The sequence below is a fragment of the Magnetococcales bacterium genome, from assembly GCA_015231175.1.
Lineage (GTDB): Bacteria > Pseudomonadota > Magnetococcia > Magnetococcales > DC0425bin3 > HA3dbin3.
In genome coordinates this window covers 67,657-93,322 of record JADGBZ010000002.1, presented here as the reverse complement: position 1 = coordinate 93,322, position 25,666 = coordinate 67,657, and the positions used below count along the sequence as shown (strand labels likewise).

General features: G+C 57.0%; 19 protein-coding genes and 1 pseudogene. 12 read left to right on the top strand and 8 right to left on the bottom strand.

Translation table 11 applies throughout. The annotated features are described in order from the left end of the window. Positions 1-8 precede the first annotated feature (8 nt). The 3 genes from HQL63_00950 to HQL63_00940 all read right to left on the bottom strand — a co-directional run bounded on the left by HQL63_00950 (position 9) and on the right by HQL63_00940 (position 4,684). Positions 9-896 (bottom strand): MBL fold metallo-hydrolase, encoded by an 888-nt coding sequence (locus tag HQL63_00950; GenBank protein ID MBF0175406.1) that lies wholly within the window; start codon positions 894-896, stop codon positions 9-11. Positions 897-915: 19 nt separating this feature from the next. Next, complete coding sequence (locus HQL63_00945) at positions 916-1,767, bottom strand: HDOD domain-containing protein (protein MBF0175405.1); 852 nt, start codon at positions 1,765-1,767, stop codon at positions 916-918. A gap of 319 nt (positions 1,768-2,086) precedes the next feature. Next, complete coding sequence (locus tag HQL63_00940; GenBank protein MBF0175404.1) at positions 2,087-4,684, bottom strand: hypothetical protein; 2,598 nt, start codon at positions 4,682-4,684, stop codon at positions 2,087-2,089. Between the two features lie 432 nt (positions 4,685-5,116). Between HQL63_00940 and HQL63_00935 the strand changes: the two genes are divergently transcribed. Continuing rightward, positions 5,117-7,048 (top strand): response regulator, encoded by a 1,932-nt coding sequence (locus HQL63_00935; GenBank protein ID MBF0175403.1) that lies wholly within the window; start codon positions 5,117-5,119, stop codon positions 7,046-7,048. Between the two features lie 75 nt (positions 7,049-7,123). On the opposite strand, the gene HQL63_00930 is transcribed toward HQL63_00935, so the two are convergent. The 5 genes from HQL63_00930 to HQL63_00910 all read right to left on the bottom strand — a co-directional run bounded on the left by HQL63_00930 (position 7,124) and on the right by HQL63_00910 (position 12,481). Continuing rightward, entirely contained in the window at positions 7,124-7,519 is a 396-nt protein-coding gene (locus HQL63_00930) for a hemerythrin family protein (protein ID MBF0175402.1), read from the bottom strand. Between the two features lie 73 nt (positions 7,520-7,592). Beyond that, positions 7,593-9,878, bottom strand: coding sequence for a response regulator (locus tag HQL63_00925; GenBank protein ID MBF0175401.1), 2,286 nt, complete (start codon positions 9,876-9,878; stop codon positions 7,593-7,595). A gap of 43 nt (positions 9,879-9,921) precedes the next feature. After that, positions 9,922-10,905 carry a MoxR family ATPase gene (locus HQL63_00920; protein MBF0175400.1) on the bottom strand — a complete coding sequence of 328 codons (984 nt, stop codon included), beginning with the start codon at positions 10,903-10,905 and terminating at the stop codon, positions 9,922-9,924. A gap of 419 nt (positions 10,906-11,324) precedes the next feature. Beyond that, positions 11,325-12,245: a diguanylate cyclase gene (locus HQL63_00915; GenBank protein ID MBF0175399.1), complete on the bottom strand. Its 921-nt coding sequence runs from the start codon at positions 12,243-12,245 to the stop codon at positions 11,325-11,327. Then, positions 12,239-12,481, bottom strand: a complete 243-nt coding sequence (locus HQL63_00910) for a hypothetical protein (protein MBF0175398.1) — start codon at positions 12,479-12,481, stop codon at positions 12,239-12,241. Before HQL63_00910 ends, HQL63_00915 begins: the two co-directional genes overlap by 7 nt. Positions 12,482-12,760: 279 nt before the next feature. Between HQL63_00910 and HQL63_00905 the strand changes: the two genes are divergently transcribed. From HQL63_00905 to HQL63_00855, 11 genes and pseudogenes are all read left to right on the top strand, one after another. Further along, on the top strand, positions 12,761-13,591 hold the full coding sequence (locus tag HQL63_00905; GenBank protein MBF0175397.1) for a transketolase: 831 nt from the start codon (positions 12,761-12,763) through the stop codon (positions 13,589-13,591). Next, positions 13,591-14,526: a transketolase gene (locus HQL63_00900; GenBank protein ID MBF0175396.1), complete on the top strand. Its 936-nt coding sequence runs from the start codon at positions 13,591-13,593 to the stop codon at positions 14,524-14,526. The genes HQL63_00905 and HQL63_00900 overlap by 1 nt, the downstream gene beginning before the upstream one ends. 25 nt (positions 14,527-14,551) lie before the next feature. Continuing rightward, positions 14,552-15,616: a radical SAM protein gene (locus HQL63_00895; protein MBF0175395.1), complete on the top strand. Its 1,065-nt coding sequence runs from the start codon at positions 14,552-14,554 to the stop codon at positions 15,614-15,616. Between the two features lie 154 nt (positions 15,617-15,770). Next, positions 15,771-16,436 carry a class I SAM-dependent methyltransferase gene (locus tag HQL63_00890; protein ID MBF0175394.1) on the top strand — a complete coding sequence of 222 codons (666 nt, stop codon included), beginning with the start codon at positions 15,771-15,773 and terminating at the stop codon, positions 16,434-16,436. A 29-nt stretch (positions 16,437-16,465) separates the two neighbouring features. Then, positions 16,466-18,283, top strand: coding sequence for a cobalamin-dependent protein (locus HQL63_00885; protein ID MBF0175393.1), 1,818 nt, complete (start codon positions 16,466-16,468; stop codon positions 18,281-18,283). Continuing rightward, positions 18,280-22,149: an SIR2 family protein gene (locus tag HQL63_00880; protein ID MBF0175392.1), complete on the top strand. Its 3,870-nt coding sequence runs from the start codon at positions 18,280-18,282 to the stop codon at positions 22,147-22,149. The genes HQL63_00885 and HQL63_00880 overlap by 4 nt, the downstream gene beginning before the upstream one ends. Before the next feature lie 300 nt (positions 22,150-22,449). Continuing rightward, entirely contained in the window at positions 22,450-23,544 is a 1,095-nt protein-coding gene (gene wecB, locus HQL63_00875) for a UDP-N-acetylglucosamine 2-epimerase (non-hydrolyzing) (GenBank protein ID MBF0175391.1), read from the top strand. A 296-nt stretch (positions 23,545-23,840) separates the two neighbouring features. Then, positions 23,841-24,212, top strand: a complete 372-nt coding sequence (locus tag HQL63_00870; GenBank protein ID MBF0175390.1) for a PilZ domain-containing protein — start codon at positions 23,841-23,843, stop codon at positions 24,210-24,212. Beyond that, positions 24,209-24,874 carry a thiamine phosphate synthase gene (gene thiE / locus HQL63_00865; GenBank protein MBF0175389.1) on the top strand — a complete coding sequence of 222 codons (666 nt, stop codon included), beginning with the start codon at positions 24,209-24,211 and terminating at the stop codon, positions 24,872-24,874. The genes HQL63_00870 and thiE overlap by 4 nt, the downstream gene beginning before the upstream one ends. Before the next feature lie 132 nt (positions 24,875-25,006). Beyond that, positions 25,007-25,191, top strand: a pseudogene (locus HQL63_00860) (type II toxin-antitoxin system HicA family toxin). A gap of 10 nt (positions 25,192-25,201) precedes the next feature. Next, positions 25,202-25,615: a type II toxin-antitoxin system HicB family antitoxin gene (locus HQL63_00855; GenBank protein ID MBF0175388.1), complete on the top strand. Its 414-nt coding sequence runs from the start codon at positions 25,202-25,204 to the stop codon at positions 25,613-25,615. The last annotated feature ends 51 nt before the right edge of the window (positions 25,616-25,666 follow it).

The following is a 25,666-nucleotide window of genomic DNA, read 5'->3' as shown; positions in this document are numbered from 1 at the left end:
TTGGACGCTCACACCTCAAACACCAACCCTTCCTGGGCCAGGTGACACACGGGATCGCCGGGTTGGTGAGAATGTCTCTCCATGGCCTCCTGAAAAACCTTTTCCAAGGCGGCATCCGACCGGGTTGGCTCATGATGGGTGAAGAACAGATGCTTGGCGCCCGCCGCACGCGCCAGAGCGATGTTGCTGTCGAACGTACCGTGTCCCCACCCTTTTTTGCTCTTGTACTCCTCGGGGGTGTAACAGGTGTCGGCAATCAGGACATCCACGCCACGCATGAATTCAACGATGGCACTCTGCTTTTGGTCCATGTGCAACTGGTACTCGTGGAAGCCATCTTCCCCGGCATCGTAGACGTTGGTCATCGGCTCATGGTCGCCGGTAAAGAAGACCGACTTGCCACGGCTCTCGATACGGTAGCCAAAATTGAGCACCGGATGATTCATGAAAATGTTGGTCACTCTGGCCGACCCCACCTGGACAGTTTGACGTTCGCGCAACGTGATGTAGTGCATACTGGCCTGGAGTTCGGCTTCCCGGACGGGAAAGTAACAATACTCCATCTGTCGTGACAACACCTCACGCAGGTCGCCATTGCCCACAGGATCGAAGGCCCCATGCAGGCAAATCGTATTGCCGGGAATGAATGTCGGTATAAAAAATGGCAACCCCTGGATGTGATCCCAATGGGTATGGGTGATAAAAATATGACAGGTCAGCGGAAGCTCTTTGAACAAGGTGTGCGAAAGGGGAAAAATGCCCGTTCCGGCGTCCAGGATGATCAGATCATTCTCGTCGTTGCGAATCTCGATGCAGGAGGTATTGCCCCCATACTTGACAGTATGGGGACCGGGACAAGCAATGGAACCGCGTACACCCCAAAAACGAATTTTCAAGGCCACCCTCCAAATCGATCTACAAACGAATAAAAACCTGTGCCTTTTCCATCTCCGCTTCCAGGGTGCTCAAAGATTGCGCCAACGCATCCATTTCCATGCCAAAACGCTGCACGACGGATGGAGAAACCGGCTCCAGGCAAGGGTCGCCTGCATCCCCAAGCCTCCTCAGTCTGACGATATAGTTGGCGGCCTGGACACAATGAAGCATGCGAGAGTCCGGCGCCGTAGCATGGGAATCGTGGTGGCAACGAACAGCGGCGACCAACCTGGGAGGCAATTGCCACTTTTCTCCCAACAGGGAACCAATTTCCGTGTGGTCAGCCCCAATCACCTTTTTTTCGGCCTGATGCAAAGGAACCCTCTGGAGTTTGGCAGTCTCCAACGCTTCCTGAAACTCGCCAGGCATGAACTGGGAGAACAAAACCTTGCCAAAATCGTGCAACAAACCAGCCACAAAATAATCCGTCCATTCCTGATTTGGCTCACCCAGCTTTTGTGCCAAAAGCTTGGCCACGGTACCCACACCTACCGAGTGGAGCAAATACTGGCTGGTATGCAACCCGCCATGGCCCAGTTGCGGAAGCATGCCTCGGGTCGCCACACTGATTGCCAAATTTTTGACGGTATTCATGCCCAAGGAGACCACGGCTTGATTGATCGAGGCAACCTGACCGGAAAAACCGAAGTAGGCCGAGTTGACCAATTTCAGGATTTTCAATGTCATGACCGGGTCGTGATTGATGGTCCGAATCAGTTCTTTATGGCTGTAGTTCAGATCCGATGTCAATTGCAGGACACGGTGAACGCTTTTGGGAAAAGCAGGCACCCTGTCGACCATCTTGACCAATTTTTGATGCAATTCTCCCATGGGGCAAGCAACCAGTTTAGAACCCGCTCTCCGCAATGTGCAGGAAAACGAGTTGCGGGGTGAACGGGCAAGCCACCAGGTCAAAAACCCGAAAGCCTGGAAAGTTAAAAAGATTTTTTTGTCACTTCACGCCGAGCGGAAAGGCATTGACCCTCTCAACGCCCCGCCGGCATCCACGGCCTACACCCTTCGAGGTGACAACCAGCAGAGCAATCCAACACCAACCCGGGCCGTAGAGCCCTGTAAGCAAGAAAGAGTCCAATCACTACAAGAAAAGCTTGGAGGGGACGGACGGTTGCAAGGATTGTGCATCAGGCTTTCACTCATGGGCAGAAGACGGACGGTTGCAATGATTGCGCAGTTGTTCCTCCACGGAGCGGAGGCGGGACGCGCCCCTGGCCACAGCCGCCGATGACTCTTCGACCACTGCGACACCTTGGCGAACCAAGCCCAACAGCCGTCTCATTTCAAGAGTCTGCTTGACCAAAGTAGCCAGCAAGCCACCCCGCTCCTCCTGAGCGACATCTTCGGCCGGTTGCGACCTTGCAGAGGAGCAAGCGTGGAGCGCCTGGACGATTTCATCAAGCTCACTCCATTCGCGGGAGCGATGGCCGATACTTTGCGCCAACGCCTCAACCGTACCGGATGCAGTCACCACCTGATCCGTCACCGGGCCACTCCTGGTCGCGATGCGCCCCATGGCCGCATCCAGGGAAGCCATGTTTCCGGCCTGACCTGTCACCTCCCTTGAGATGTCCGTATTGGCATGACCGATACGTTCCAAAATGTGGCCGACCTCCCGCGCCGCCTCCATGGTCTCATGGGATTGTTTATGAATGGCATCGGCATGCTGATGGATCATCTCGGTGGCTTCTCCGGTTTGCCGTGCCAAGGCTTTGACTTCGTTGGCAACAACGGCAAAACCCTTGCCGGCATCTCCCGCCCCGGCAGCCTCGATGGAGGCATTCAAGGCCAGCATGTTGGTTTGTTCGGCAATCTCGTCGATCATCTCCACAGCCTTGCCGATCTCCCGTGCGGTGCCGGCCAGTTGGTCGATGATGCCAAAGGAGACATGGGTCAGATTGTTGGCTTGACTGAACTCCTGGTCGGCCATGGCACATTTTTGTTGCACGACGATAAACGATGCCGCCAGCTCCTGTAAACCACCTACAACGGTCTGGATCTCCTGTCCCAAATCGACTGTGGCGGCAGAAACGGCCTGCAACTCGGCAGCCACCCGGTCCATGTCACTCTCCAAGGTGGTCATGCCTTCACGCCCCACACCCATGCGCACCACCAAGGTCTCCACCTGGTCGGCATGGCCAGCCCCCGAGGTCGATGGGTTCTCCTTGCCCATGGCGTCTGAAGCACCCTCGGCCATATCTTGCACAGCGGCATGCAGACCTGCCATATCCGCTTCTGCCGCTTCAATTTTCCGCACCAGTTCCCCAACAGCCTGCCCATGCCTGGCCTGATCCATATCCTGGAAAATTTCCCCCAGATGACGAACCGCTTCCGCCAGCCACGGGGGGGTAGCATCGGCACGGGGGGGATGTGGCGAGGAGGCGGGCCGTGGCGGCTCAGGCCGTGGCGGCTCCATGTCAGGTGGTGTACGTTCAAAAATGCCACCACCAGCAACAGGCCATGACCTTCTACCTGACATCGGCCACTTTTGTCGCATGGCCACCCCACCAGCCACCGCAGCAAGCAGCAACAGCACCCAGGCTGTCACCAGCAGGGTTTGTCCAGAACCAGCCGACGCATCAGCGGCCAGATCTTGCCCACCTGGAGATCCAGTCGGCACACTCACCTGCCCCGTCACGGAGGACAAAGCCTTTTCCAGCGCCAAACGACTCTTCCGCAGGCGCTCCTCTCCTGCTGCAAGATGCTTCCGGCGGGCTTGTTCAGCCGACCAGGCTTGGCGATAAACACCCACTTGCTGTTGCAGAGGTTTGAGCAAATCCTCGGCCAGATGGGCCTGCCCCAGGAGAGACTCCACCCTGGGCAAGGCCCGGTCGATGGCCGTTGCACCTGCCTTGCCATTCTGGATCGTGGCGTCAGTTGTGCCTGCCTTGCCGTTCTGGGTCGTGGCGTCTTGGGCCGGGGTTTGTTTCGGTTCCCAATCATCGGGAGAGAGGAGCAGCGGTTGGATCTCTCGCGCCAAATCCGGAATCAATCTCTGGCTGACCATGGCCACGATGACATCCGCGGCTGTTTCCATGGCCCGAAACTCGTGCAGACGATCACGCTCCTGGGCCTCTCTCTTGGCTGCGTAGCGCCCCAACGCCTCCTTATAGCTCTTCAGTGCGGCCAAAAACTGTTCTTGCGTGGCAACATCCAGCCCTGAATCTCTCACCCCGGAGGTGAACTCTTCCAGGTGAGAACGCAAGGCCCGCAGCAGCTGAGGATCCCCGCGCAACACAAAATCCTTCTCGTCGCGACGTGTTCGAGCCAGTTGCACCTCCAGTTTGCTGACATCAACACGCCGAAACTGGCGATCCAGATCCCGCACAACCTGGCGCCAAGCGTGCGGCATCGAAGATTTGTCTTTCCCTTCAGATCCCAACAGCTCGGCAGCATCCTGCACATAGGCCGCCAACTCGGCGTGACAGGAAGAAAAATTTGAGTTTTGCCCGGAGTTTTTTAACACCTGCCGCAACTGCTCCACGGCCAGGGTCAGTTGGCCGGCAAGCTCGGGGCTGGCAGCCGAACGCTGGTGGGCGTACAACATCTCCAGGCGACCGAGACGACGCCACAAAGACCCCGACGCACAGGACTCCTGGTCCGAGGTCAGGGCAACAAGACGCTGAAATTCCCCTTGAGCGAGGCTCCAGGCAACCTGAAAACAACCGACGGCACCGAGCAACAAAATCCCGGGCAATAGATAGATCCAGAGAAAATTGACCCGACTCTTCATGGCAATTGGCCAACAACTCCCTTTGGGCCACCGCAGGCTTGGGCGAAGCAGAAAAAGCTCTCCCCCTGGGCCACCGCAGGCGCATGCTGGGGTGAACCAGAAAAAGCCCCTCCCCCATCCCCCGGTTTGCGCCTCCCCCACGACCCGCTCGGATAAAACGGTGTTTTCCCGACGGCGACGAGGTTCAGGAACAGGTTGAGACATCCATCCATGACGCGGTTGGCAGAATACCGGATTACCTCCCCATCCTCACCGGAAAATTTACGCCATCATAACGAATCCACCACCACCTGGAGTGGTCTTGGACATCTCTTCCCGTCCAGGTCAAACCCGCAATGTAAAAAAAAATTTCCGATGGGACATAATGATTTCATCCCCGAAGAGGAAAGTGTACAATGGCACGATTTTCTTCTTCCCCCGCTTGGGAGAAACATGAAAAGTCCGCTCCAGGTTCTCATCATTGACGACAATCCCGTCGACAGCACGCTGCTGCGGGTCTTCCTGCGCAAGCTGGCCCGTTGGCAGGTCACGCCCGTTGTGCGCCATAACGGCGAAGATGCCCTGGCGTGGCTCAAGGACAATGAGCCGGATCTGGTCTTCGTCGATTATCGACTCGAAGGTGAGACCGGAACGGATCTGATTCAACAAATCAAGACTGCCGGATGTCCAGCCGGTTTTATTCTGTTTACCGGCCATGAGGGGGAGGAGGCCATCCTGGAGGCTTGGCGAGCCGGGGCCGATGACTATATCCACAAATCGGAATTGAGCCTGGAGACCCTCAGCCGCTCCATCTACCATACCCTGCACAAGGTGTCGACCACCCGGGCACTCCAAGAGGCGCTCGACTCTCTCCGCCGGACCAAAAAAGATCTGGAATTCCGGGTCTTGGAGCGCACGGCCCAACTGTCCGAAGCCCACGAGCAGTTGGACACCATCACCTCGGCGGCCCATGATGCCATCGTCATGCTTGACCCCGGCAACCGCATCATCTTCTGGAACCCGGCTGCCGAACGCATCTTCGGCTATCCGCCAGCCGAAATTCTGGGCAGGGAGTTCCACACCCTTCTGGCCAAGGGGGAACTATGGAGCACCCTCCTGGAGGATATCGGTCGCATTTGCCGGGAAGGCAGTGACAATGGACACCGCCTCGTGGCCGAAGCCCTGGTCCGTCACCGCAACGGCAACTCCTTTGTCATGGAGGGCTCCTTCACGGCCATCCTGATGAAGGGGGCCTGGTATGTGGTGGGCATTTTGCGCGACATCACACAGCAAAAAGAGGATATGGCCACCCTGAAACGGGCCAAGGACGAGGCGGAACAGGCCACTCGCCTGAAAGACAGATTTGTCTCCCTGGTTGCCCACGACCTGCGAGGACCGTTCACCACCATCCTGGGATTTTTGGAACTATTGGAGAACGATGTCAAAAATCCGCTGAGTTCAAAACAAAAATCGTTTCTTGCCTGGGTGGTCGAAAGCAGCAAAAAAATGCTGCGCATGATTGACGAACTGCTGAACATCAGCCGTCTCAAAACGGGCAAGATCACTCCGGAACGACGCTTTTTCGACGCCCGTTTTGCTGCCGACAAGGCCCTGGATAACCTGCTCCCACAGGCTGAAGCCAAAAAAATCACCCTGACAAACCAGATTCCGAAAAACTACCGTGTCCACGCCGATCCCAACCTGTTCGGCGAGGTACTGCACAATCTGATCTCCAACGCCGTCAAATTTTCCCGGCCAGGAGACCAGGTCACCATAGCTGCCTCTCCCGGTCATGTCACCTCGATTCTTGTCCAGGATACAGGGGTTGGCATTCCCGCGAACCGTTTAGCCAATCTGTTTAAACTGGAGGAGAAGACATCGACGACCGGCACGGCAGGTGAACATGGGACCGGTTTTGGGCTCCCGTTTGCCGATGAGATCATGCGCGCCCATGGCGGCACCATGCAGGTGGTCTCCGAGGAGAACAAAGGTAGCACCTTTTCGGTCCACCTCCCGAGCGTCACGCCCAGGATCCTGGTGGTTGATGACGATCCTGACTTCCGCAGGCTCCTGCTGACCTTTCTGGAGCGCATCGGCGTCGAGAGCGACGAATCCGCATCTGCCAGTGATGCCATCCATAAACTCGGCCAACAGACCCACCACCTGGTGATCTGTGATGTCAACATGCCAGAAATGGACGGTTTCGGGCTTCTCCAGCATCTGCGCAACGACCCCAAGACCAAAACGCTGCCCATCATTCTGATCACGGGGGACAGCGCCATGGAGTCACGGGAAAAAGCCTTCCGCATGGGGGCCGACGACTTCATCAACAAACCCATCGCGGCCAACGAATTCCTCCCCCGGGTGCGTCATTTTGTCGGTTGACGAGGCCCTTACCGAAAGCTCCCATGGGTCGAAATGGCAGACATCAAAAATAGCCTGCCATCTCTGGATCCCGGTTCATTCCGAACGATAAGGCATAAAACTGACCATGTCCGTTCCCAGAATATGATGGGTCAACCAATCCCGCAGAAACAGCAGAACGTCCTCGCTCAGAGCGGAGGCCCCCTGCCGGGAAATGGCCAAAACCTGCTCGGTCAGTTTGCGGTGCTCCTCCGCATGAAAGGCCAGTGTGGCGCTGCCGTGTGTCCGCAAAAAATCCTCCTCACGGGCAAAGTGGTGCTGGGTATAATCGATCACTTCGGTCAGGACGGTGGTGACCGCATCATCGCCAACGCCGATAAAAAAGGCGGAAAACAGGTCGTTGACCAATCCAACGAGTTTTTTATGGTCAGCATCGATCGATGCAACGCCAACGCTCATCTCGTCTGACCACTCAATGTTCATCATGGACATGGCAGCACTCCCCGGAAATATTGGCCCAAAAATCGTAACTATCCAGCACCCTCTCACCCCCCCCTTTTGACCGCTACCCCGCCCCCTGCCCAGTCAGGGTATCACACTGCTCGGGTCGCAAAAACTGGCGCGCGTAGGCCTGGCAAATGCCACTCTCGACAAGCAATGCCAACAACTCCGGGTCAATATGCCCCTCTTCGGCCATGTGGGACATGAGGGCAAGCGCCTCACGCAGGCTTTTCGCCTTTTTGTAGGGGCGATCACAGGCCGTCAGGGCCTCGAAAACGTCCGAGACCGCCAGGATACGCGCCGGAATTGACAACTGTTCACCCGTCAACCGCCGGGGGTATCCAGTGCCATTGAGCGCCTCGTGATGCGACCCGGCATACTCGGGAACCCGGTCCAAACCCTTGGGAAAAGGAAGACGCCGCAGCATGGCGTAGGTCTGGGCAGCATGTTCGGCTATCTTGAACCGATCCTCGGGGGTCAAGGTACCCCTGGGTATGGACAGATTGTAAAGCTCGCCCCGGTTGTAGATGGCCATGGGAACCTCAATCTTAAACCCGAACGGATTGTCGCCAAAGGGGGTGGGGTTGTCACGCAGCATGACATGCTCGGGAAGATCAGCCAGCAGGCACTCTTCAACCGGGGGCTCTCTCTTGCCATGGATCTGGCGCAGTTGCAACTCTTCGTTGGACAGGCCGAGCCAGTCATCGAAGTGCCGCACCCAGCGCCGCTTGGCAATCTCCTTCAGGCGATCCATGCGCTGTGGGGTCATGAATTCAGTACCGAGGTTGCACTCCGCCACAAAAGCGAACTCTTCCTGCAAAGTCTGCCGGGTGGTGGCCAACGTATGCTCCAGGATGGTGAGGTCAACTTCTCCCTGGACCTGGCGCCGCCAATAGTCGATCTCGGCATCGCGCCACAACACCTCAAACCGGGTTCGAATTTCGTGGATACGGTCATGGATGGTCTCCAGCTTGGTCGCCTTGTCCACCACGGCTTCAGGCGTTGTGACCTTGCCACAATCGTGCAGCAGCGCGGCAAACCGAAACTCCCGCCACTCCTCCTCGCTGTTGAAGGAAAAATCAGCCAGGGAACCATCCTTTTTGGCGCAGGCCGCCTGGGCCAACTGGCGGGCCACCTCCGCCACCCTGGTGCAGTGCCCTCCGGTATAGGTTGACTTGGCGTCGATGGTCATGGAGATCACCTCGACGAACGAGTCCAACAAATGGGACTGGGAGCGCACCAGATTATGATTGTCGAGGGCAATCGCCGCCTGAGCCGCCAGCGCCTCGACGAAAGATTGAATCTCGCTTGAGAAGGGAACGATTCCCTCGCGATCCGGATCATGCGAGTTGAGCAGTTGCAACACCCCGACCACCTCCCCCCCCCGAGGGAACATGGGTACTACCAGCAACGATTTGGAGCGGTAACCGGTCAGCTTGTCGAAACGGCGAATGGCGACAAAGTCCTCCTCGGGGCATTGGTAGACATCCGGCACATTGACAGGGGATCGGGCATGGACAACCCGCAGCGCAACGTGGGAAAGATTGGTCTGGCCCGAAGTGGAATCACGCATAGGAAGCTTCGGAAATGGCGGACTTTTGCCACTTTGTCCACCAAAGTAGATGCGCAGAGTGTTGGCGCGAACAATGCCCACAGCCAACTGATCATCCTGGGTACGGATATAGAGAATACCGGCATCCGCTCCAGAAATCTCCATGGCGCCGCTCAGAATGGAGTCCAGCAACCTGTCTTCATGGCGTTCGCTCGAAAGGCCGATCCCCACCTGCACCAGACGGGCAAGTTTCGACCGCTCTTTCAACAAATCCCGGGTTCTCTTCTCAACCTTCTCCTCAAGAACGATGTTTTGATCCTTGAGTTGGTCGCGGGCAGCCTTCAGGTGCAGATGATTACGGATCCGGGCCAGAAAAACAGGCGGAACGAACGGTTTGTAAAAATAATCGATGGCGCCCAAATCCAGGCCGAGCTGCTCATCGGACGAAAGATCCTTGGCACTGACAAAGATGACCGGAATGTCCATGGTCAGGGCAGAGGAGCGCAGCAGGCGCATCACCTCGTAGCCATCCATGCCTGGCATCACGATATCCAACAGGATCAGATCGGGCTGTGGTTTGGTGGCGGCGATACGCAGGGCCCTCTCGCCATTCAAGGCCACCTGGACCCGGTACTCCTCACCCAGGATGCCACACAAGAGATGAATGTTTTCATGGGTATCATCCACCACCAAGATGGTCTTTCTCCCTCCCGAAAGACCCGGCTGGACATCCTCGAAGAAAGAGACTCCTCCACCTCCCGGCGGAGCCTGGGGAAAAATCCCTGTTGGATCATTCATACCGAATCATTCTCCTAAACAACTGCCGGGCGATCACCCGGCGTCAGGGCACAGCCACCCGTTGCAGCAACTCGGTCACCAGCCGGTCCGGGGTGATCCCTTCCGCCTCGGCCTCGAAGGTCAGCAACACCCGATGCCGCAGCACGTCAGGCGCCAGAGACTGGATATCTTCCGGGGTGACAAAATCCCGGCCTGCCAGCCAGGCCAGTGCCCGGGCACAGCGGTCCAGGGCAATGGTCGCCCTGGGACTGGCGCCAAAACGGACCCAACCTCGCAACTCCGCTCCATAGGGGGCCGGGTCGCGCGTCGCCAGAACCAGACGCACCAGATACTCCTCCAGCGTCGGAGCCAGATACACGGCCAAAACCTGCTGTCGCGCCTTGAACAGGGTCTCCTGGCGCAAAACAGGTTCTGGACTCCGCCCGGACTCCTCTCCCCCCTTGGCCTCGGAACGGGCCAAAGAGAGAATACGATGCTCTGTGGCCGGGTCGGGATAAACAACCCGGACATACAGAAGAAACCGGTCCAACTGGGCCTCAGGCAAAGGATAGGTTCCCTCCTGTTCGATCGGGTTTTGGGTGGCCATGACCAAAAACAACTTTGGCAAGGCGTGGGTCACCTCGCCCACGGTGATTTGGCGTTCGGCCATGGCTTCCAGCAGGGCAGACTGCACCTTGGCCGGCGCCCGGTTGATTTCATCGGCCAGAATCAAATTGTGGAACAACGGTCCGGGCTGGAAACGAAACGACCCCTCCTGCGGACGAAAAATTTCCGTGCCTGTCAGATCGGCTGGCAACAGGTCCGGCGTAAACTGGATGCGGTGAAAATCCCCCTCCAGCCCGGCTGCCAGTTCCTTGACTGCCCGGGTCTTGGCCAAGCCCGGGGCCCCCTCGACCAACAAGTGGCCATCCGCCAAAAGCGCCACAAGCAAACGGCGCAACAGCCCATCCTGACCAATGATGCGTTCACACAGACGGGCCTCCAAGTGCGCGAAGGAAGCCGCTGCGTTTTCATCCATGACATTCATCTTTCATACACCCTCATCCCAACGGCAGATAAAGAAGCCGCTGCGTTCTCAATCCATGACATTCATCTTTCATGCACTCTCATGCCAACGGCAGGTCATGACACTGCCCCACAAACCTGGCCCGAATCATGCAGGATTACTGTCGTCGCCTGTGTCCCGGAAACGGGTGATCTCTGGGTCCACTTTGTCGCACGGCGGTGGTTGCAAACGGTTTCCGCTCGCAAAACCGCGATAGCCTCATTCGCAACAAAAGACCTGTGTCGGAGTCACCCCAAACCGGGACATGCGAGTTTCCCAGCGCTGGGAAGTTGTTGGTCTATCGTAACTGTTCAGCACCCTTGCAGGAAAAACCCGGACACGAAAGGCTTCGTCAGACGCCCAGTGCGGCATGCCGGGAAACGCCAACGATTGTTTACAGTCTACTCTTCATTCCAGGCCGCACGGTTGCGCCCAGCTTTCTTGGCCTCGGAGAGCCGATCCCGGCCCATCTGGTACAGCATGTCGGGCAGGGCGCCCTCCCGAGGCATGGTGGTCGCCACGCCCACGCTGGCGGTTACATGGTCCGCCGTCGGTGACGCGGTGTGGGCAATACACAAATCCGCCACCACCCGGCACACCTCCTGACCCATGCGCTTGGCCCCGAGATGGTCCGTCTCGGGGAGGATCAGACCAAACTCCCCACCGCCAAAACGGCCTGCCACGTCGGCTGGTCGATGCAGAAGTTTTTGCAGGGATTTGGCCACGGCCTTTAAAACGCGATCTCCCATGACAAAGCCGTACTGCTCGTTAAAAACCTTGAAGTGGTCCACATCGAGCAGAACCAGGGAGAGCATGGTCCCTCCCCGCACTGCCCGTTCCCACTCCCGGGCCATGATTGCGTCCAGATGCTGCCGATTGCAAATACCGGTCAACCCATCCAGGTGGACCAGCCGTTCCAGCATGTTTCTTTGGCGCGCCACCTCCAGGAGATTGGCGACACGCCTGCGCACCAGGCTTGGAAGCAAAGGCCGGGTGACCACATCCGCCGCGCCCATATCCAGACCCCGTTGCACCTCCTGCCGGTTTTCCTCCTGCACGACCAAAAGAACCGGAATGGCATTGGTGCGGTGATCCCATTTGAGCCGGTCCAGAATGGCAAACCCGTCCATATCCTCCAACTCCAACCCCAACAAAATCACATCCGGCTGCGGATCCAACACCACCCGCGCCAGGGCCTGGTCCCCACGACCAGCCAGGGCCACAATGCAATCTTCTTTAAGCAAAGCCGACAGTTCATGACGGTTGGCCCGGTCGGCATCAACCACGAGAACCCACTGCTTGTCATCCTCTTCCCTCAGCATGTAGACAACCCTTTCAAAAATGGTGAACAACCGCGTTCCGGCTCACCGGTACGGGACAGGGAGTGAACACCCCTGACCCTTCGACCATGAGAATGCGCCGCACGATGTTCGTGGTGATGACCGGGATGACCCTTGCTGTCGGCACCATAGGGCAACTTCCGGCCATGCTGGACGGCAAAAAATTCCCTTTGGTCCATCTCCCCGTCGGCACTGGCATGATTCCGAAGCGCCGCCATGATAGCCCAATCTCCTGGTTCCGCCAAAATGAAATCTCCACCCCCTGCCAGGATGCGGCTTCCGGCCCTCCTGCGACCTGTGGCGTGAATCTTGCGAGACGTGAATCTTGCGTGAGAGGAATGGCCCAGCCCCTCCTCCTGGATCTCCATCCCGGTTTTTCAATCGCCCGGTTTTTCAATCGCCCGGTTTTTCAATCAATTTTGGGTGGGCGCCGAACAGATACGCCTCAGACGATCAGGACATACCATACCGGTCACAGCCGGAGAAAAGTCACTTCCATGTGCGAACCCAACACCTCCACCCCACTTGACGAGCGGTCACGCCTGCTGCGGCGGTTGATTCTCCGCTCCCTGCAACGCAGCGGTCGTGGTCATCCCGGGTCGGCCCTTTCCCTCGTGGAGATCCTTCGGGTTCTTTACGATGACATCTTGCGCTACGACCCACTCTCCCCACACTGGCCGGAACGGGACCGGTGCATTTTGAGCAAGGGGCATGGCTGCCTGGCGCTCTACGCCATTCTGGCGGACAAGGGTTATTTTCCCGCCACGGAACTCAGCCGTTTCTGTGCGGTGGACAGTCCGTTGGGAGGACACCCGGAACTGAACAAGGTTCCCGGCATCGAAGCCTCCACCGGCGCCCTGGGGCATGGCCTCTCCATGGGTGCGGGCATGGCCCTCGGCGCCAAACTGCACCAGCGTTCAAACCGGGTCTTCGTCATCCTGGGTGACGGCGAACTCAACGAGGGGTCGGTCTGGGAAGCGGCCATGTTTGCCAACAAACATCGCCTGAGCAACCTGACCGCCATCGTGGACAGCAATCAACTGCAATCCTACGGCAGGGTCAATGAAGTGTTGGACATGCACCCCCTGCCCGACAAATGGCGCAGCTTCGGTTTCGCAGTGCGGGAGGTGGATGGCCACGACGTGAACGCCCTGCAACAGGCGTTGCGTGCGCTCCCCTTTGCCGAAGGGTCACCCAGCGTCCTCATCGCCCATACCGTCAAGGGCAAAGGGATTCCCATGGCCGAAGGAAACCCGCAGTGGCACCATAAATCCCGCATCAAACCGGAAGAGTTGACCGAAATGTTTCAAGCCCTGGAGGCCGTCTGATGCGCCGCGCCTGTCACAACATGATCCATGAGCTGGTCCGGCGGGACTCCCGAGTGATTTTTCTCGGCTCCGATCTCGGACCGGGCACCCTGGATGGCCTCAAAAAAGAGTTTCCCTCCCGTTTCTTCATGGAGGGGGTGGCCGAACAAAACCTGATCGGCGTGGCAGCCGGCCTGGCCCTGGAAGGGTTCATCCCCTATGTCAACACCATCGCCACCTTTCTCACGCGCCGCTGCCTGGAACAGATCACCCTGGATCTCTGCCTGCAAAATCTTCCGGTCCGGCTGATCGGCAACGGAGGCGGGCTGGTTTACGCCCCCCAGGGCCCCACCCACATGGCTGTGGACGATCTGGGCCTGATGCGGCTGCAACCCAACATGACCGTCGTCTCGCCAGCTGACGCCGACGAAATGCGCCGGTTCATGGAGCAAACTCTCGCCTGGCCGGGCCCCATCTACGTCCGCCTGGGCAAGGGTGGGGATCCGGTGGTCTCGCGGGCGGAAGATCCCTTCGTCATCGGCCAGGCCATCCCCCTGCGGCAAGGGAACGATGCCACCCTCATCGCCACGGGAGTCGTGGTCAACCGTGCCCTGAAGGCAGCGGAACTCCTGGAAGAAGAAGAGGGCGTCTCCTGCGGCGTTTTGAACATGCACACCCTCAAGCCCCTGGACACGGCGGCGATCCTCGCCCTGGCAAAACACAGCCCCCTGCTCGTCACGCTTGAGGAGCACTCCCGCATCGGCGGTCTGGGCAGCGCCGTGGCCGACACCCTGATGGACGCCTTCCCCTCCCCTTTGCCGCGTCTGGTACGGCTGGGCCTGCCGGACGCCTTCCCCGAGGGGTATGGTTCCCAGGATGCCCTCATGGATCGCTACGGTCTGCAACCCCTTCACATCGTCAACGCCGTTTTGGATCACCTTCCCACACGGCGTTGAACGGCACCAAGATGGATCCGGTACGATGAGCAAACTCTACAGTTCCATGAAATTTTTGCGTTTTACGGACCACCTGGCCGCCTTGCAGCAGGGGAGTGTATGCGCCCCGGTCCATATCCGCATCAAACCCACCAATGTTTGCAACCACGACTGCTGGTATTGCGCCTACCGGGTGGACCATTTGCAGTTGGGCGAAGATATGGTGGAACGCGACACCCTGGATCGGGATAAAATGTTTGAAATTGTGGATGACTGCATCACCATGGGGGTGAAGGCCGTCACCTTCTCCGGCGGCGGCGATCCCCTGGTATACAAGCCTCTGCCCGAGGTGGTGGAACGCCTGGCCGCCGGCGGCATCCGCGTGGCAACCCTCACCAACGGCGCCAATCTCAAGGGGCGCATGGCCGAGGTTTTCGCCCGCCACGGCACCTGGGTGCGCATCTCCATCGACGCCTGGGACGACGCGAGCTATGCCAAGGCCCGTGGCATCAAGGATGGCGACTTCGCCCGGGTGTGCGACAACATGCGCCACTTTGCCCAAATGGGCAGCCGCTGCGTACTGGGCATCAGTTTCATCGTCACCCACGACAACCATCAACACATTCTGGAAGCCTGTAAGATCTTCAAGGCGTTGGGAGTCAACCACGTCAAATTCTCCGGCGCGGTGGTGGCCAACGACGGCGCGGCGAACAACGCCTATCACCGCCCCATCATGGCCGCGACCAGCGCTCAGATCTCCGCAGCCAAAGCCCTGAATGACAAAAATTTTACCGTGATCGACCACTACCACGAGCTGGAGGAGCGGTTCGACAAGAGCTATACCCGTTGCCCCTTCCTCCAGTATTTGACGGTGATCGGCGCCGACGCTTCGGTCTATACCTGTCAGGACAAGGCCTATACTCAAACAGGCCTTCTGGGCTCCATCCGGGAGCGCTCCTTCAAAAAGTTCTGGTTCTCGGAAGAGAACCGGCAGCGCCTCTTGACTTTCAATCCGGCAGCACATTGCCGACACCATTGCGTCTCGCACAGTAAAAACCTGGCCATCCTGGATGTCCTCGCCATCGACCCGGAACATGGTTATTTCGTATGACATTTTGTAATGATTCAGCACCCTTTATAAAAAAGCTTGAACATGAAAGCCTTTGTCAGGGCTTCGCCCCGAACCCCACCAGGACTCCGTCCTGGACCTGCCAGGGAGCCAGCCCCCTGGACCCCGATTCGTTTCTTTGCAAGGAAATCATCGTATGGCCCGCGTTCATTTCATGGATCAGATGCACCAGCGCACCTCCCGCAACTATCGGCAACGCCTCCTGGACGATGACAAGGCCGCCTGCGCCACCGTGGCCAAACAGTGGGGCTACGACTTTTGGGACGGGGAGCGCCGCTACGGCTACGGCGGCCATCGCTATGACGGTCGCTGGCGCCCCTTTGCCCGCGCCTTGATCGACCACTACGGCCTCAAAGCCGGGGATCGCATCCTGGATGTCGGCTGTGGCAAAGGGTTCCTGCTCTACGAATTCACCCAGGAGTTGCCCGGGGTCCATGTCGCCGGCCTCGACATCTCCGCATACGCCGTGGAACATGCCAAGGAAGAGGTGAAACCCTTTCTTCAGGTCGGCAACGCCACCCACCTCCCCTTCGCCGACCAAAGCTTTGATTTTGTCTATTCACTCATCACCTTGCATAACCTGTACTGTTACGACCTGGAGCGCGCCATCCTCGAAATCCGGCGCGTCGGACGCGGAAGCCGTCAATTGATCGCCGTGGAGTCCTATCGCAACGAAGAGGAGAAGGCCAACCTGCTGGCTTGGCAATTGACCTGCGAAAGCTTTTATACCCCTGAAGAGTGGCGTTGGTGGTATGAGCGTTGCGGTTATCGGGGTGATCACGATTTCATCTTTTTCACCTGACCCAGGAACGACGCGCCGGAGAACTGATCATGGATGCCAAAACAGAAACTTTTCAACCCACCTCTCTGCATGATCCATCCCAGGCCGACGCCATGCCGGGTGAACGTCCCTACCGACCACACATTTCCCGCCCCCCCCTGCCGACCTTGAGCCTGATCAACGTCGTCATGGAAGGGGATTATCAGTTTGAACAGGAGGTTCCCATCGGTATCGGCCACCTGGCCTCCTTTCTGCGGGCGCATGATTTTCCTGTTCTCCTGCACCAATGCTTTGCCAGCCAGGGGGAGGAGCAGATCCACCTGGCCAGCCAGTTGGCAGCCGATGTGTACGGCTTTCAGCTCAACATGGTGAACTACCTGAATGTGCGTGATGTCGCCAGCCGCATCAAAGCCAGGCGCCCGGAGGCCATGGTGATCCTCGGCGGTCCCTTCCTCTCCTCGCTGGCCGAACAGATTTTGGCAGCGGAACCCCTTTTCGACTGCATGGTCTACGGCGAAGGGGAACACACCCTTCTGGAGATCATGCAGCGTCTGGCCCTTGGCCAACGGGAGATGGCGCCCGTTGCCGGCGTGGTGTGGCGTCATGCCGATGGGCATATCGTGCGCAATCCGCCCCGCCCTTTGATCGCCGATCTGGATTCACTACCCTTCCCGGCCCGCGACTCCCTGGAGACCGCCGCCCGCGACCCCAACGACGGCGGCGTTTTGGGCAGCGTCCGCATGCTCACTTCCCGGGGGTGTATTGCCCAATGCACCTTCTGCTCCGTTAATTTTTACACCCGCCTGCAAAAGGGGAAAGTCTGGCGTGGCCGCTCCCCCAAGAATGTGGTGGACGAACTCGAAGTGTTGACCCAGAAATACCGCGCCCGCATCTTCAATTTTTCCGACAGCTCTTTCGAGGATCCCGGTCGCAAGGGGAAACAACGCACCCGGGAGATTTGCGAGGACATCATCCGCCGGCGCCTGCCGGTTTCCATCAAGGTCTACATGCGGGGGGACTCCCTTCTGGAGCCCGGGGATGAAGATTTGTTGCGCCTGTGGAAGCGGGCCGGCGTCGATGTGGTTATCGTCGGGTTGGAGGCGGGATCGGAGCAGGAGTTGGCCTATTACGGCAAGCGTGCGACCATCGCTCAAAACGTGGCCACCATGCACATGCTCAAAAGGATCGACCTCTTCTACGTCATCATCGGCTTCATCATGTTCGGTCCCAACTCCACCATCGCCTCTCTGCGGCAAAACATCGCCTTCATGCGTGAGTTGGAGTGGACCGACAACCCGAACCAGGTCTCCTGCACCCTCATGCTGATCCGGGATTCAGCCCTGTACCACAGCCTGAAGGAGGAGGATCGTCTCATCGAGGCGGAGAACCCCTGGGAACTCCCCCGCTATCGTTTCCTGGATCCCGGCGCCGAACGTGTTGCCCGCCATTGGGACGGTCTCTTTGGCCGCTACCCCAACACCCTGGAGCTGAACCACAATCAGGTCAATTTTGAAAATTTGATCACCCGCATCAACAACCCCATGAATGCCCACATCAAAGAGGCCGTCGGCGACCGCTTCGAGGCGTTGAAGGGGGAGTATCTGGCCCTGAAGAGAGAGTTCGGCGTCACCCAGCATGACTATTTCGTCCATGTCCTGGACCTGGTGGAAGATGGATGCACCGATGCCCTCCTGAAACAAACCGGCGAACAGTTTTTCGGTGATGTTTATGCCTCCTACCTGGCCCGCTACCGGCGCCTGTTCGAGTCGGCGCTCACTCTTATCGAAGGCACAAAACTCGGCATGAGCGGTATCCTGTTCCTCAATTTTTACTCCCATGCCATCAACAAGGGGATCACGCGGGTTTGAGAACGATCCAGCCACCAATCGGGGTCCAGGGGGCTGGCTCCCTGGCTTTGTCCAGGGCAGCGCCCTGGTGGGGTTCGGGGCGAAGCCCTGACAAAGGCTTTCATATCCAGGCTTTTCTGGAAGAAACAGGAGCTGCCGTGGGCCTTATCCCGGATGAGTTGCGCAGATCCCTCGAAGACGACGAGGTTATCCTCTTTTGTGGTGCGGGTGTTTCCATGCCTGCGGGGATGCCCTCCTTCGAGGAACTGGTCAAGAATGTTTTTACGGATTTACTGCCAGAGAAAACGGGTTGTATGCCAGGAAGCACGGAAGCGTTGGCATGGAAGGCGTATGAAAACAACAAATTTGATGAAGCTTTGGGCTTTTTGGAAGCCGCTGAGGATGGTGGATTTGACCCAAGAAAGGTGCGCCAGCGCGTCAAACACCACCTGTCTCAAAATAACAAAATTTCTGATCATCATGTTATTCTGGCCAGATTGGCCGATCTCGACAAGCCGCGTGGCAGATTGGTCACAACCAACTTTGACTGTTTGTTCGAGATTGCTCTAGAATCCATCAGAGACGAGGATTCCAATCACGACACGTCCATTCATGCAGCGCCTGCTCTCCCGCCAGCCAGGCCAGATACATTGAATGGCCTGATCTATCTGCACGGAAAGTTGGATAACACTCCAGACAATCTGGGGTTGGTGTTGAGTGTGGCAGATTTTGGCACGGCCTACCTGTTGGAAGGATGGGCACGCCGGTTTGTGATCGATCTGTTTCGCCACTATCATGTTCTCTTTCTGGGTTATCGGGTCGAAGACCCCACCATGCGTTACCTGGTCAGCGCCCTGGCGGCGGCCCGCAGGGGGTATGCGCTTTTCAAAAAACCTTATGCTTTTGCTCCCTGGGGCGGTGATGAAGACCACAAAAACAAGGAAGATGCTGAACAAGTATGGAAATTGAAGGGTTTGGAACCACTGCCCTATGACGCGACCAACCATCACGAAAAGTTGTGGCAGGGGTTGAAGAAATGGGCGGATGACCATCGCCAAGGCCGTGATGCAAGGAACCAAAAATTCAGGGAGCTTGGACGAACGCCACCCTCGAATGATGATGATCCGGTCATTAAGGAACTCACCTGGGCACTCCAAAATGTCGATGCCGCCAAATTTTTCGCCGACCTGAAAGATAAAGATCGTCCCGGTCCGCAATGGCTTGCGGCCTTGCAGAAAAATGGGATCTTGAGTCAGTCCATTGGCCAAAGCAACGATGGAAAACCCATCGACGTTCCCCTGGTTTCCAGAACCTTGACCGACCATCTGGATATCCACCCAGCCGTGTTTCATTTAGGTCGTTGGATTGCCCAATATCTGGATAGCCCGAAGACTCTTGAATGGGCCTTTGGAGAGGGATGCGTGCTGCATTTGCGCCTTCGGTCTCAAGTTCAGCACGCTCTCGGAAACAGCTCTCCACCTATTCCCTCGGCCTTGGCCAAAATATGGCGGGTTCTTGCGGATGATGACTACGCCTACACCTTGTCCTTGAAAAACACACGGGTTCTTCCGACATTCCCTCCGTTGGATCCGAATAATCCCTTTGCCATCAGATCATTTTTGGACCATCTGCGCCCCATTCCGGTTTTTAAATCTGAAAATTATAAATTCTTCAGAAACGTGTTTGGTAAGGCAAACCCGGATCCCAACCAACCCGGAGATTGGTACGTCATGGATGTCGAGTTGGTTGGTACCCGGAGCCACTTTGATAACATCAATCAATCCAAGGGCAACGCTATCGATTGGGAAGGAACATTGGCCATCATGGCTGATGACCTCACCATGCGGTTGAAAGAGGCGATGGAGTGGCTCCAGGTGTTTGGCGAGGCATCACCCGAAAAAGATTGGACGTGCGAGAGTTACCCCTCCATCTCTCCTCATGACCAGAACTCGCGCCCCAAAGGATGGGTGCAGTTGATTGCCCTTGTACGGGACGCCTACGATGCCTTGTTTGAACGAGACCCGGATGGGGCCTCTCGACTGGCGCAGCGCTGGCAATATATTGCTTATCCAATTTTTCAGCGTTTGGCCTTGTATGCCGCCACGCAAGACAGCAAACACGGGGTCAGCCTTGGGTTGGAACTTTTGCTGAATCATCCCTTTCCATCGCTGTGGGCCACTGATACCCAACGTGAAACTTGCCGTTTTTTGCGCAAACGCGGTCGAGATCTTACACATGAAGATGTGCTTCGATTGACAAAGGCCATTACAGGAGATTATGCCCGGTTTAAAACTGCTTTCCCGAATCTCATTGAAGAAGAATCGGCATCCTTTTATGAGCGGGCGGTGTGGCTTCGATTGCTCAAATTGATTGAATCGGAAGTGGAACTGCCACACGATACCCGAAATAAATTCAACGAAATCCGTCTCAAGCATCAACTGGAACCACAGCAAGACCATGCCGAGGAATTCGCAAGGTATAGCACTGGTGTACAACGGTTTGGCCCTGACGAAGGGGAAGTTTCACAAAATTTTTCCAAAATGACCACCGAAGACTTTATCCGCCGGACAAAGGCGCGAGAAGATAATCCTTTGAAAAACAAGTGGAACGGAGATGGATGGGGTGATTTTTGCAAAGAAAATTTCGAATCTGCACTGACGTTACTCAAAAACGCCGCCGATCAAGGTCACTGGTTTGTTTTTCCATGGGCCGACTTTTTGTCCCGTCATCGACAATCTGAAACACCTCAGGATAGCATTATCGGGAAAATTGCAAGCATTTTAAACGTGATGCCTTTGCAAATATTGACCGAAATGAACGCCACGCCTGCAAATTGGTTACAACATTTTCGAAATGACCTGGACGAACACTTGCAACTAAAACTATGGCAAAAAATGTGGGATGCGTCTCTCAAAGAAGAAGCACAAGAGGATAACCTTGATTTCAACATGTCTTACAACCATTCTGGCGGTATTTTAGGACAGATTCTTCTTGATGAGTTGGCAAACCATTTTCCGCGAGTGCCTCCCGGTGAACCCCCGGGATTACCCAGGCGATTACAACCATGCTTCGACAGGATCACCAAGGATGAAGGGCCATCAGTCGATCTGGCTCGGGTACGTTTAGCGCTTAATCTATTACACCTCTTCTCTATCGATCCAGTTTGGACAGAAAACACCCTGTTATGTCGTATGGATGTCGATCATATGGACACATTCAATCAATATCTATGGCAGGGCTATCTCTCTTCTCCTCGTTACTCAGAAAAATTTCTTCCTGTATTCAAGGGAATATTTTTTAAGATACTCTCTCATCTTGATAAGATTCCGGAAGATGTCCGCGACAACGGGATTCAATTATTCATTCATATAGCCATACCACCAGACAGGGGCATCTCTCCGGATGAATCGCACAGTGTACTCTTCAGCATGAACACCACCAGTTTGGCCATGGTTGCCTCGGCGCTCAGAGATATGGTACAGGCTGCGGGAGAAAAAGCACCCACCTTGTGGAAAGAGGCAATGGGGCCGTGGTTAAAACGTGCATGGCCAACACGTCCAAAGGATAAATCTGAAGATATTTCCAAAGAACTCGCCATGCTGGCCATTTCAGCGGATAGTGCGTTCCCGGATGTGGTTGATACCATCGAGGATCAACTTTGCCCAGAGAAACGGGGAGGCTCGGTTTTATTTCTTATCGAGAAGAACAAAACATCCAAGCTAACTTCCCGCTTCCCAAAACATACGCTGAAACTCTTGGATAAAATCGTCAGCAAAGAGACTATACCACAGAACGATATTACCCATATTCTTGACGAGATTGCGCAATCCGATCCAAGCCTGAAGAAAGAGGATGCGTTTCAACGTCTTTCCGCCATAAATCCGTGAAAAGGATGGGAGGTTTTGGCAGAATGTTGAACTGGAAAGGCTTGGATAGGAAAGCTTGGACATGAAAGCCTTTGTCAGGGCTTCGCCCCGAACCCCATGGGTACTGAATGGTTTGTGAAGAGAGGTTGATATGAAAGCCTTTGTCGGGGCTTCGCCCCGAACCCCACCAGGAGGAAGGGCACAGCCCTTCCTCCTGGACCTCCATCCCAGTTTTTCAATCCTTTTTGGCGGCCCGTCGGACCTTTAGGTGTTTTCGTGACATCGCCCCTGTTGTGCGTGGTGGGTGCGCGCCCCAATTTTATGAAGATGGCGGCCATCCTGCCCGCCTTGCAGCAACCGCCCACCCCCCTGCCCGTCCGCCTCGTCCACACCGGCCAGCACTACGATGCGGCCATGAAGGAGGCTTTCTTCCAGCAATTGGGCATACCCGAACCCGATGATGACCTGGGGGTCGGCTCGGGAAGCCACGCCGTGCAAACCGCCACCATCATGCAACGCTTCGAGCCGATCATCGACCGCTGGCAACCCCGCGCCGTCCTCGTGGTGGGTGATGTCAACTCCACCCTGGCCTGCGCCCTGGTCGCCAGCAAAAAGGGGGTGCCGGTCATCCATGTCGAAGCCGGCTTGCGCAGCTTCGACCGCTCCATGCCTGAAGAGATCAACCGCATCCTGACCGACCAGATCGCGGATTGGCTTTTCACCACCGAAAGAACGGCCCACGAACACCTGCAACGGGAAGGCATTCCCCCGGAGCGCATTCATTTTGTCGGCAACGTGATGATCGACACCCTGCGCCGCATGCTGCCGCAGGTTCCCCAGGCTGCCGCCGTCATCCGAAAATGGCCCGGTGGTGATCGCATCCCCATCTCCCCAAGCCCTGGCAGAAAGGGCGCCTACGGCGTGGTCACCCTGCACCGCCCCAGCAACGTGGACCATCCGGAAAACCTGGAACAACTGTTGATCTGTCTGAGAGAAGTCAGCCAGCAACTTCCCCTGATTTTTCCCCTGCATCCACGAACCGCCCAGCAGATGCAGACCGCCGGCCTGCTGAAACAACAGCACCATCAACACATCCTGACCACACCCCCCCTGGGCTATATGGACATGTTAAGCCTGCTCTCCCAGGCCCACCTGGTCCTGACCGACTCCGGAGGCATCCAGGAAGAGACCACCGCCCTCGGGGTTCCCTGTCTCACCTTGCGGGACAATACCGAACGTCCAGTGACCGTCACCCAAGGAACCAACACCCTGGTTGGAACCCAACCCGCCCACATTCTTGCGGCGGTTGCCAAAATAATGTCAGAAGGCGGCAAAAGAGGGCGTCTCCCGGAACTTTGGGACGGTCAGGCCGCCGGACGCATCGCAACGATCCTCAAAAAACATTTTGGCCCGTGATCTGCTTGGCTTTCATCCCTTGACCAACTGCCCGGATATGACAGAGACTTCACATGATTGTAACAAACCATGTCATACAGCTGTACAATGCCCTTTCTGGACACGCTTTGACATGAAAGATTGGTAACGATTCGGCACCATTTCAAGAAAAATCTGGACATGAAAGCCTTTGTCAGGGCCTCGCCCCGAACCCCACCAGAACGCTGTCTGAGGCCCTGTCGGGGAGTCGGCCCCCTGAGTCCCGGTTCCTTGCCGGATGCTGAATGGTTACGAAGATTGAATAGGAGCATGTCTCCATGAACCAGGGAACCGCACCGTCTGATGCAGAGCGCCGCGGCTATTCGCGGGTCCATTTCCAGCATGAGTTGGTCTTGACCGGCGCCAACGGCAAAACGTACCCCGGCGCCTTCAACGACATCAGCCTCAAGGGGATGCTGTTTTGGTGCGAGAGTCTCCCCGCCTCTGGAGAGACGGTTCTAGGCATCCTCCCCCTGGGAGAGGATGCGTTGCGCATTCGGGGCAAGGTGTTATGGAGCCACCCCCAACGCGGCGCCGCCATCCGGTTTGAGGAGATGGACGTGGAGAGTTTCAGTCACCTGCGCCGCCTGGTCGCATTCAACCTGGGCGATGCCGACAAAATCGATCAAGAACTGTTTTCCCACCTATGACCCTGCACCCCTCTCAGGGTGGCCTCTACCCCATTCTGGACTTTGCCTGGTTGGCGCGACATGCCCCATCCTGGTTGCAGGGAGACGGGCCGGAACGTTTGGCCCGGAAGTTGGGCGCCTCTTCCATATCCTTGGTGCAGTTGCGTTGCAAGGGGAGTGGTCTTGAGCAATACCACTTCATGACCCGTTGGGTCTCCGCCTTGCGAAGCGCGGCTCCCACAACGGCCATCATCATCAACGACCGGGTGGATCTGGCCCTGGCACTGGAGGCCGACGGCGTGCATGTCGGCCAGGATGACCTGCCTGTGGCTGTCTGCCGACGCCTTCTGGGCCGGGAGCGGATCATCGGACTCTCCACCCACACCCTGGATGAGGTCGCCGCCGCCCAACAAAGTGGGGCAGACTACATTGGCTTCGGCCCCATCTTCGCCACCCACACCAAAGCCGATGCCCTGACAGCCCGAGGCATCGCAGCCCTGGCCACGGCATGCCGCCACACCGCCCTCCCCCTGGTGGCCATCGGCGGTATCGACCTGAAAGGCCTCCAGGAAGTGGCCCAAACAGGCGCCTGGGGAGCCGCCCTGATCAGCGGTTGGTTCAAACCCGATGGAAGAGATGCCCTGACGGAAGCGGTGGCGGCTTGGACGATGACCCCCTCCTAGCGGACACCCCAGCCAAAACTCCTCACCTCTGCGCAATCTCGCCCTGCCAAGGATGGCCATGGTCATTCTTTGCATGGCATCCTTGGCCAATTTTCCTTGTCTATAGATCAAAATTGATATATTGTTACAGGCATGAACGGACACGAGATCATCAAACGGTTGCAAGCGGGAGGGTGGCTCGTTTTACGCCAGGAAGGCAGTCATGTCCGTTAGGTAAAGGTTCCGGGCGCACTTCCGTTCCACTCCACGGATCCAAGGATGTAAAACCAGGGACGCTTGCATCAATCGAACGCCAAACGGGCATCAAGCTGAAATAAGGATCGCAACATGGATATCCGTTATCCCGCCATTTTGACACCCGAGGACGGGGGATTCCTCGCGCAATTCGTTGATTTGGAAGAGGCCTTCACCGAGGGAGATACCTTGGAGGATGTCTTATCCAACGCTTCCAAGGTGCTGTCGATGACCCTGAACGGGCGAATGGATGAAGGAATGGACATTCCCCAACCCACCCCCAAGGCAGTCGGCGCGTATCTCGTGGCCCCGGATGCCAAGACACAGGCCGCCATGCTCATCCGTCAGGCCAGAAAAGGTCGATCCATGGCCGACGTTGCCCGAACCATGGGAACTTCCTGGCCGGCAGCCAAACGGCTGGAGGATCCGCATCACTGCCCATCTTTGAAGCAACTTGAAAAAGCGGCTGCCATCTTTGGGAAGAAACTGGTCATATCGTTCGAGTGATAACGAAATCCAGACAGCCGGATTCGCTCCAGCGCAATCCGGCGCACCTGG

Excerpts from the sequence above, each read along its gene's own strand:
- HQL63_00935 (MBF0175403.1), top strand. The coding sequence starts at position 5,117 with ATGAAAAGTCCGCTCCAGGTTCTCATCATTGACGACAATCCCGTCGAC.
- HQL63_00855 (MBF0175388.1), top strand. The coding sequence starts at position 25,202 with ATGGATATCCGTTATCCCGCCATTTTGACACCCGAGGACGGGGGATTC.
- HQL63_00885 (MBF0175393.1), top strand. The coding sequence starts at position 16,466 with ATGGATGCCAAAACAGAAACTTTTCAACCCACCTCTCTGCATGATCCA.
- HQL63_00905 (MBF0175397.1), top strand. The coding sequence starts at position 12,761 with ATGTGCGAACCCAACACCTCCACCCCACTTGACGAGCGGTCACGCCTG.
- HQL63_00940 (MBF0175404.1), bottom strand. The coding sequence starts at position 4,684 with ATGAAGAGTCGGGTCAATTTTCTCTGGATCTATCTATTGCCCGGGATT.
- HQL63_00895 (MBF0175395.1), top strand. The coding sequence starts at position 14,552 with ATGAGCAAACTCTACAGTTCCATGAAATTTTTGCGTTTTACGGACCAC.
- HQL63_00915 (MBF0175399.1), bottom strand. The coding sequence starts at position 12,245 with ATGCTGAGGGAAGAGGATGACAAGCAGTGGGTTCTCGTGGTTGATGCC.
- HQL63_00925 (MBF0175401.1), bottom strand. The coding sequence starts at position 9,878 with ATGAATGATCCAACAGGGATTTTTCCCCAGGCTCCGCCGGGAGGTGGA.
- HQL63_00870 (MBF0175390.1), top strand. The coding sequence starts at position 23,841 with ATGAACCAGGGAACCGCACCGTCTGATGCAGAGCGCCGCGGCTATTCG.
- HQL63_00930 (MBF0175402.1), bottom strand. The coding sequence starts at position 7,519 with ATGTCCATGATGAACATTGAGTGGTCAGACGAGATGAGCGTTGGCGTT.
- thiE (MBF0175389.1), top strand. The coding sequence starts at position 24,209 with ATGACCCTGCACCCCTCTCAGGGTGGCCTCTACCCCATTCTGGACTTT.
- HQL63_00890 (MBF0175394.1), top strand. The coding sequence starts at position 15,771 with ATGGCCCGCGTTCATTTCATGGATCAGATGCACCAGCGCACCTCCCGC.
- HQL63_00945 (MBF0175405.1), bottom strand. The coding sequence starts at position 1,767 with ATGGGAGAATTGCATCAAAAATTGGTCAAGATGGTCGACAGGGTGCCT.
- HQL63_00900 (MBF0175396.1), top strand. The coding sequence starts at position 13,591 with ATGCGCCGCGCCTGTCACAACATGATCCATGAGCTGGTCCGGCGGGAC.
- wecB (MBF0175391.1), top strand. The coding sequence starts at position 22,450 with ATGAAGATGGCGGCCATCCTGCCCGCCTTGCAGCAACCGCCCACCCCC.
- HQL63_00910 (MBF0175398.1), bottom strand. The coding sequence starts at position 12,481 with ATGGCGGCGCTTCGGAATCATGCCAGTGCCGACGGGGAGATGGACCAA.
- HQL63_00920 (MBF0175400.1), bottom strand. The coding sequence starts at position 10,905 with ATGAATGTCATGGATGAAAACGCAGCGGCTTCCTTCGCGCACTTGGAG.